At 70.6% G+C, this 238-nt stretch carries 1 protein-coding gene; it reads left to right on the forward strand.

The window, feature by feature from the left end; translation table 11 throughout:
- Window positions 1–238, forward strand: a 238-nt coding sequence (locus AX735_RS24240; RefSeq protein ID WP_082751012.1) for a type II secretion system protein, incomplete at its 3' end; no start/stop codon positions are given.

The following is a 238-nucleotide window of genomic DNA, read 5'->3' on the forward strand; positions in this document are numbered from 1 at the left end:
ATGTGCGCCTCGCTTCCCCTCCACCCCGCCGCTGCGCAGCGCGATCCCCCTCCCCGAGACAAGCTCGGGGAGGATTTTAGGAACGGCTTCACCCTGATCGAGCTGATGGTGGTGCTGTTCATCATCGGCCTGGTCGCGGGCGCGGTGGTGCTGGCGCTGCCGGGGGATAGTGCTGCGCTGTCCGAGGATGCCGACCGCTTTGCCGCGCGCGTCGCGGCGGCGCGCGACGAGGCGGTGG

Source organism: Blastomonas sp. CCH1-A6, from assembly GCF_001556365.1.
GTDB classification, from domain to species: domain Bacteria; phylum Pseudomonadota; class Alphaproteobacteria; order Sphingomonadales; family Sphingomonadaceae; genus Blastomonas; species Blastomonas ursincola.